Below are 7,138 nucleotides of genomic sequence, written 5' to 3'. Positions count from 1 at the left end.
TCGATGCCGGTGATCTGGTAGTTCTGCTCGATGAAGTGGGTCTGGCGCTGCTGGAAGCCGCCGACCACGAAGCGCAGGCGCTGGTCCTGCGGCGACGACAGGCGGATTTCGTTGGAGACGCGGGTGAAGTGGTCGCGCCCGGTGATCCGCTGGGTCGGGTCTATGACATTGCCGTGGGAGTCGGTGATGTAGGCGCCCGACCCGAACAGGGTGTCATAGAAGAACGAGTAGTCGGTGTAGTCGGAATGGCTGTCGATCCGACGGTCCATGTAGCCGCCGCTATAGACCAGGTCGAAGTCGCTGATCTTGCCCTGGACGGTCATCGCCGCCTGGTACCACCGGTCGTGGCCGTCCTCCGGCAGGAAGTGCGTCACCTTCAGGTCGCCGACGCTGGGATCATAGCCAAACACCCCGTTGGACTTGGTGTCCTGGGTCATGAAGGTCGGGCGGATGGTCCAGGTGTCGTTGAGGTCGAGCCGCAGGGCGATCCGCGCGCCATAGGTGTCGACGTCGTTGTAGTTGTTCTTGGCGATCTTCTTGTTGTTGATGGTCACGCCGGAGGTCGGGTAGGTCATGGTCCCCGGCACATTGTCGATATAGCCGGCGTCGTGCTCGTCCCAGGCCACCATGCGGATGGCGATCTGGTCGTTCACCGGGATATTGACCATCCCCTCGGCGACATAGCCCGTGCCGCCGTGGTCGACGGAATTGACCTTGAGATCATAGCTGCCCTTGAGGACGCCCAGTTCCGGCTGGTTGGTGATGATCCGCAGGGTGCCGGCTTGCGAGCTGGCGCCATAGAGCGTGCCTTGCGGGCCGGCCAGGGCCTCGACGCGGGCGATGTCATAGACGTGCAGGTCGAGCGCCCCGCCGATGGTGGTGATCGGCTGTTCGTCCAGATAGGTGCCGACGCTGGGCAGGGAGCCGGAGTGATTGGCGTTGGCGCCCGAGGCGATGCCGCGCATGAACACCGTCGCGCCGCCCGGGGCCGCGCTCTGGGCCGCCACGCTGGGCAGGAACTTCACATAGTCATTGAAGTTCTCGACGTGCAGCTGCTCAAGCTTCTTCGTCGAAAAGGCGGTGACGGCCACCGGCACGTCCTGGAGGTTCTCTTCCTTCTTCTGGGCGGTGACGACGATTTCCTCGACCGTTGGTCCGGCCGTCGTATCCGCCGCGAGGGCGGCGGGAACGCCCGCCAACATGCTGGTGGCGAACAACGCCGCTCCGAAGGCCACCCGACCGCGAGTCTGCCGAACCATCCCAAAACCCCTCATGAATTCCATCCGTCATGTCGGCGACACCAGCCCGACATCAAGGCGTCACACGGCTCCGGAGCCCGGAGTCTGTCAAGCTTACCGATGCGTCATCTTGGCGCCTGTGGCGCCCGTGCATCAGGTGGTGGCGGGCACGCCAGGGTAGGCCTCAAGCACCGCGCCCAGGGCGAGCTTGAGCGGTCCAAGCCAGGGTTCGTAGTGCTTCCACTGGTCCAGTCCGTCGGTGAAGATCGGGCGGCGGACCTGTTCCGAACTCGCGGTCCGCACCGCCCGGTCGTTCTCGTAGAACTTCAGGCAGCCCGCCTCGAACGGCAGGCCGCAATAGTCGAGCAGAGCCCGGACCTGCGTCTCCGGATCGGCGACCATGGCCTCATAGATCACCCGATGCACACGGCCCGGCAGCACCGCGTCGAAGTGGGCCATCAGGGCCACATAGTCGGCGTAGTAGCGACCGAGGTCGGTGAGGTCATAGGTGAAGCCCTGGCCCCGAGCGAAGTGCTGCTTGAAGCCCGAGAAGCAGCAGCCCAGCGGATGGCGCCGCGCGTCGATAATCCTGGCGTTCGGCAGGATCAGGTGGATCAGTCCGACATGGGCGTAGTTGTTCGGCATCTTGTCGATGAACAGCGGCCGGCCCAGTTTGCGCTGCGGCGCAGTGCGGGCGAGATATTCCTCGCCCAGCGCCCGGGCGGCGTCGGCGTCCAGATCGGCCAGCATGTCGGGATAGGCGGAGGGCGCGTCGCGCCGTGAACGGCCGCCCAGCCGCTTGGCGATGGCCGGCAGGTCCGGCAGTTCCATGGTGCCCTCGATCTGGGAGTGGCTGGCCAGGATCTGCTCGATCAGGGTCGAGCCGGCGCGGGGCAGGCCCAGGATGAAGATCGGGTCCGGCGCCGGACTGCCGAACCCCGCCCGGGCCGCGAAGAACTCGGGCGTGAACAGAGCCCGCGACCGGCTCAGATGGGCGCTGGTCTCGTCAGCGTCATAGTCCAGCGTCTGCTTCCGCAGGGCGTTGGCGGCGGCGTAGGACGCGAAGGACGCCTCGTATTCCGCCCGATCCTCCAGGGCCTTGCCCAGGCTGAACTCCAGGTGGAAGCGGTCTTCGTCGGCGATGTCGCGGCGGGCGAGCTGGCTCCGCATGGCGGCCAGGTCGGCGTCGGAAAACCGGAAGGTCTTGAGATTGGCCAGGCTCCACCAGGCCTCACCCAGGCTGGGCAGCTGATCCAGCGCCTGGCGATAGGCGGCGATGGCGTCGTCCTGGCGGCCCAGGGTCTTCAGGGCGTGGCCATAACTCATCCAGCCCTTGGGCTGGATCGGATAGTCGGCCAACAGCGGCTCATAGACCTCGATCGCCCGGGCGTATTCGCCCAGTTGGCTGAGCGCCGCGGCCTGCAGGTTGCGATAGCTGGGATTGGCCGCGTCGGCCGCCAGCAGGGTCTCGATCTCCGCCAGGGCCAGGGCGGCCTTGGTCTGGCGATAGAGCACGATGGCCAGGTTATGCCGCGCCGGGGTGAAGCCGGGCGCCAGCTCCAGGCAGCGGACCAGCAGGCCCTCGGCGTCCTCATAGCGGCCCAGGCGGGTGGCGACCTCGGCCAGCATGCGGATGGCGGCGATCTCGGTCGGCCGGGCCTTGAGCAGTTCGCGCAGGCTGTGCTCGGCGACCGCCAGCTGCCCCCCGGCCAGGGCGGCGCCCGCCTCCATCAGCACCGGATCGGCGATGGCGCACCCCAGCTGCCGGGCCTGGGCCTCGTCAGCGCCGGCGCTGTCGCCTAGCATCCGTCGCTGCTGGGCCAGCACACCCCAGGCGGCGGAGAGATCGGGCTTGAGCTTGACCGCCTGGGTCAGGGCGCGCTCGCCGCCCCGGCTGTCGCCGGCCTCGATCCGCGACAGCCCGAGGTCAAGATGCGCGGCGGCCCATTTGGGCTGCGACCGGGCCAGGGGCTCCAGCAGGGCCACGGCCTGGCCGGCATCGCCCTGATAGCGGCGGGCCCGGGCCAATAGCAGCACGGCGGCGGGATGGTTGGGCACGGCCTCCAAAATGGCCCGCGCCTGGGCCTCGGCCAGGTCGGGCCGGGTCGGCAGCATGCGTTCGGTCTGGGCGAGCGCCGCCTCAAGGCTGCCGGTGGGGGCGTCGGTCACTGGATTGGCTCGCGGCTCATTGCGGCCGATCAATCGCGGCCCGGCCGGCCCCTGTCAAATCGACCGGCCGGCGGTCAGGGCCAGGAGGGCGAAGCTCGCCAGCCAATGCTCGCCCATATAGTCGCCGGCCACGTGGGGCAGGCTGGCGGCCAGATGCCGGTCGGCGGCGGCCAGGGCGACCGGCCGGACCGGGTCCGCCGCGTCCAGGCTCCCGGCGATCGATCGCCAGCACCAAGCGCGGCTGAGGTTCAGTCCGTCGAGATGGGCGATTTTGCCGTCGGAGCGGTCGCTGACCGTGGCCGGGGTGAACAGGGTGGCGGGCGATTGCCCGGCCGCATTCGGCAGGAAGCCGGCGAACCAGGCGCGGAACGCGGCCGGGGCCAGCAGGCGGCGCAGGCACTCGGCCTCCATCAGGGCCGGAGACAGGAAGTCGTCGCCCGACGGCTCCCAGGCCTGGCACCCCTGGTCGGCGCCGTACCAGCCGAGCGCGGTGTCCCGCAGCAGGGTCTCAAGCGCGCCGTCGCCGGACGCGACCGCATAGTCGTGGGCCAGGGCGACGGCGAAGGCGGTCGAGGAATGCACGCCGGTGCGCACTGGATAGGTCGCCTTGGGCAGGAAGTCCCGGAACCGTTGGGCGAAGGCCTCGGCCAGCGGTGCCAGGCGGGCGGCCCAGGGCGCGTCCTCATGGGCGATCAGCTCGGCCTGGAGCTTGAGCAGCCAACCCCAGCCATAGGGGCGCTCGAAGCCCCGCGCGCTGGGACGGTCCAGATAGGCGCGCTCGGCCTCGACCTTGTCCGCCGTGAAGGCGTCCGCGAACAGGGCGTCGATCCGGGCGGCCTCGGCCATGTCCGGGAACAGGCGGCGCAGCGAGGCCAACAGCCAGTAGCCGTGGACGCAGGAATGCCAGTCGAAACTGCCATAGAAGATCGGATGCTGGCGGATCGGGTCGCCGTGATCGCCGGGGCCGGCGTTCACGTGATCGAGCTTGTTCGGGAACTGGCGCGCCACGTGACCGAGCGCGATCTGCGCGAAACGCGCGGCGATCTCAGGGGTCAGGCCCTCAGGCGCGGAAGGCGAGGACATACATCAGGACCATGTTGATCAGGAGCAGCGGGGCGGCGGTGGGGATCTGGGCGCGGATCACCCCATAGCGATCCTTCAGTTCCAGCAGGGCCGAGGGCACCAGGTTGAAATTGGCCGCCAGCGGCGTCGACAGGGTGCCGCAGAACCCCGACAACATGCCGATGGCGCAGATCACCGCCGGATCGCCGCCGAACTTGTGGATCAGGAACGGCAGGGCGACGCCGGCCGTCATCACCGGGAAGGCGGCGAAGGCGTTGCCCATCAGCATGGTGAAGCCGGCCATGCCCAGGCAATAGACCGCGACGGCGACGACCTTGGTGTCCATCGGGATCCAGGTGGTGACGAGGTCGCCGACCACCTGGCCGACGCCGGCCAGGGCGAAGACCGCGCCGAGGGCGGCCAGCATCTGCGGCAACAGCGCCGCCCAGCCGACCGTGTCCATCAACCGGCGCCCCTCCTGCAGCGGGGCCATCAGGGGCTGGCGCAGCAGCAGCAGCGCCACCGCCACGGCGATGACCGCGCCCAGCGCCAGGGAGATCAGGGTCACCTGCTTGGGGTCGAACAGGGGCTGACCGGCCAGGACCACCTGCTTGAGCACCAGGGTCCCGAACAGCACCACGCCTGGCACGACCAGGGCGGGGACAAACAAGCGATTGCCGAGCCGCTGGGCGCTGCCGAACTTTTCGGCCGGCGTCGGGCCGGCGGGCGCGCCCTGGCCCAGCTTGCCGATGCCGGCGATCACCGCCAGCGCCAGGACCAGCATGCCGTTGCCCAGGTCGCCGAGATAGTCCCCGGCCAGGAAGCTCAGGGCGAACAGGCCCCAGAAGGCGCCATTGCGCCAACGCTTGGGATTGGCGGCGTCGCGCACGCTGAGCACGGCGTAGGTGGCGAAGACCAGGCCGGCCAGCAGATAGACGAGGCTGAGCTTGATCATTGGCCCGCCTCCGAGGGCGCGGTCCGTGCGATGTTCCGTCCAAAGAGGATCAGCCGGGCGCTGTGCAGCAGGAAGGCGGCGATGGCCGTCGGGATCGCCCACAACGACAGGTGCAGGGGCTCCATGACGATGCCGCTCTGGGCCAGGAAGCCGACCATCAAGAGGATCGAGCCTATGGCCAGGAAGATGTCCTCGCCGAACAACAGACCGACATTGTCAGTGGCCGCCGTGAAGGCGCGGATGCGCTCGCGCGTCGGCTCATCGAGCGGGCCGCCCTGGGCCTCGGCGGCGGCCTCCGCCATGGGCGCCACCAGCGGCCGCACGGTCTGGGCGTGACCGGCGATCGAGGTCAGGCCGAGCGCCGAGGTCAGTTGGCGGAACAGCAGATAGCCGATCAGCAGCCGGGGCAGGGTCAAGGCGCGGAAGCCCGAGATCAGGGCCCGCGCCCGCTCCTGCAGACCAGCCCTCTCCAGCACCCCGATCACCGGCAGGATCAGCCAGACGGCGCTGACATAGCGGTTCTGGTTGAAGGCCTTGCCGAAGGCGCTCAGCACCTCGACCAGGGGATGGCCGGCCAGCATGCCGGTCACCAGGGCCGAAGCCACCACCACCAGCAGCGGATTGAGGCCGATGGCGAAGCCTGCCACCACCAGAGCCACCCCTAACAGGATCAACATGTCCAAACCCCTCGCGCCCGATTCGCGCCCGATTCGCGATTGTCACGGGCGAGGTTAGTTCAAAGCCGCCTTCATCGGACACTAAGCTTTGTCGGGCCGAATGGCGGGGTCGAAAGTCGCACGGAGGTCCGCGGAGGCGTCATGTCGATCATCCACGCCCCAAGCGGCTCAACGGCGGACCTCACGGCCGCCAGGGCCCCATGATCCTGGGCGTCATTCAGGCCCGGATGTCCTCCAGCCGGCTGCCCGGCAAGGTGCTGGCCGACGTCCTGGGTCAGCCGATGATCGGCCGCCAGATCGAGCGCCTGCGCCGGTCACGACGCCTGGACCAGCTGGTGCTGGCCACCAGTCTCGACGCCTCGGACGACGCCGTCGCCGCCTGTGGCGAGACGCTCGACCTCAAGGTCGTGCGCGGACCGCTGGCCGATGTGCTGGGCCGCTTCGCCCTGGCCCTGGACGCCTTCCCGCAGACCACGACCCTGGTGCGCCTGACCGCCGACTGCCCGCTCGCCGACTGGCGGGTCGTCGACGCGGTGATCGATCGGCTGGCGGAGAGCGGCTGCGACTACGCCAACAACACCATGCCGGAGCGCACCTTCCCCCACGGCCTGGACGTCGAAGCCATGACCGTGGGCGCCTTCCGGGCGGCGGCGGCCGAGGCGACGGAGGCCTATGACCGCGAGCATGTCACGCCCTTCATCTACCGCCAGCCCGACCGCTTCCGCCTGGCGACCCTGAGCCGCCAGCCCTCCCTCGCCCATCTGCGCTGGACGGTGGACTATCCGCAGGATCTGGACTTCGTCCGCCACGTCTATGGCGCACTCCATGCCGCGGACCCGGACTTCGGGACCGAGGCGATCGCGGCCCTGGCGTGGAACAGTTCGAAGGCGGCGAACTAGCCGACCTCAAATCCCCGCGCCCGCAAGCGCGCCAGGCTCGCCTCGCGCACCTCAGCCCAGTCGCGGGCCAACAGGCCCAGGCCCACCACGTCGCGGGGTTCGCCGCCCTTCCAGACATGGGCGCGATACAGCGCCTCG

At 69.1% G+C, this 7,138-nt stretch carries 6 protein-coding genes; 1 reads left to right on the top strand and 5 read right to left on the bottom strand.

What is annotated here, in order from left to right:
- The 5 genes from Q7P21_RS18000 to Q7P21_RS17980 all read right to left on the bottom strand — a co-directional run.
- The coding region (locus Q7P21_RS18000; RefSeq protein ID WP_304178196.1) for a TonB-dependent receptor plug domain-containing protein at nucleotides 1-1,259 on the bottom strand (1,259 nt) is incomplete at its 3' end.
- Between the two features lie 132 nt (nucleotides 1,260-1,391).
- Nucleotides 1,392-3,353 (bottom strand): tetratricopeptide repeat-containing sulfotransferase family protein, encoded by a 1,962-nt coding sequence (locus Q7P21_RS17995; RefSeq protein WP_304170314.1) that lies wholly within the window; start codon nucleotides 3,351-3,353, stop codon nucleotides 1,392-1,394.
- A 108-nt stretch (nucleotides 3,354-3,461) separates the two neighbouring features.
- Nucleotides 3,462-4,490: a DUF2891 domain-containing protein gene (locus Q7P21_RS17990; RefSeq protein ID WP_304170309.1), complete on the bottom strand. Its 1,029-nt coding sequence runs from the start codon at nucleotides 4,488-4,490 to the stop codon at nucleotides 3,462-3,464.
- A complete protein-coding gene (locus tag Q7P21_RS17985) occupies nucleotides 4,468-5,424 on the bottom strand; it encodes a DUF979 domain-containing protein (RefSeq protein ID WP_304170308.1) in 957 nt (318 codons plus the stop codon). The genes Q7P21_RS17990 and Q7P21_RS17985 overlap by 23 nt, the downstream gene beginning before the upstream one ends.
- Complete coding sequence (locus Q7P21_RS17980) at nucleotides 5,421-6,101, bottom strand: DUF969 domain-containing protein (protein WP_304170307.1); 681 nt, start codon at nucleotides 6,099-6,101, stop codon at nucleotides 5,421-5,423. Before Q7P21_RS17980 ends, Q7P21_RS17985 begins: the two co-directional genes overlap by 4 nt.
- Before the next feature lie 200 nt (nucleotides 6,102-6,301).
- Between Q7P21_RS17980 and Q7P21_RS17975 the strand changes: the two genes are divergently transcribed.
- The gene (locus tag Q7P21_RS17975; protein ID WP_304178188.1) at nucleotides 6,302-7,000 is read left to right on the top strand and encodes a glycosyltransferase family protein; all 699 of its coding nucleotides are present in this window, start codon (nucleotides 6,302-6,304) and stop codon (nucleotides 6,998-7,000) included.
- Nucleotides 7,001-7,138: the final 138 nt, after the last annotated feature.

Origin of the sequence: Phenylobacterium aquaticum, from assembly GCF_947378715.1 — a bacterium.
In the GTDB taxonomy this organism is placed as follows: Bacteria; Pseudomonadota; Alphaproteobacteria; order Caulobacterales; family Caulobacteraceae; genus Phenylobacterium; species Phenylobacterium aquaticum_A.
The sequence above is the reverse complement of the archived record's forward strand: the minus strand, read 5'-3'. Positions and strand labels throughout refer to the sequence as shown.

What these genes read in the sequence shown, in the direction of transcription:
- Q7P21_RS17995 (WP_304170314.1), bottom strand. Translation starts at nt 3,353, where the DNA reads ATGCTGCCGACCCGGCCCGACCTGGCCGAGGCCCAGGCGCGGGCCATT.
- Q7P21_RS17990 (WP_304170309.1), bottom strand. Translation starts at nt 4,490, where the DNA reads ATGTCCTCGCCTTCCGCGCCTGAGGGCCTGACCCCTGAGATCGCCGCG.
- Q7P21_RS17985 (WP_304170308.1), bottom strand. Translation starts at nt 5,424, where the DNA reads ATGATCAAGCTCAGCCTCGTCTATCTGCTGGCCGGCCTGGTCTTCGCC.
- Q7P21_RS17980 (WP_304170307.1), bottom strand. Translation starts at nt 6,101, where the DNA reads ATGTTGATCCTGTTAGGGGTGGCTCTGGTGGTGGCAGGCTTCGCCATC.
- Q7P21_RS17975 (WP_304178188.1), top strand. Translation starts at nt 6,302, where the DNA reads ATGATCCTGGGCGTCATTCAGGCCCGGATGTCCTCCAGCCGGCTGCCC.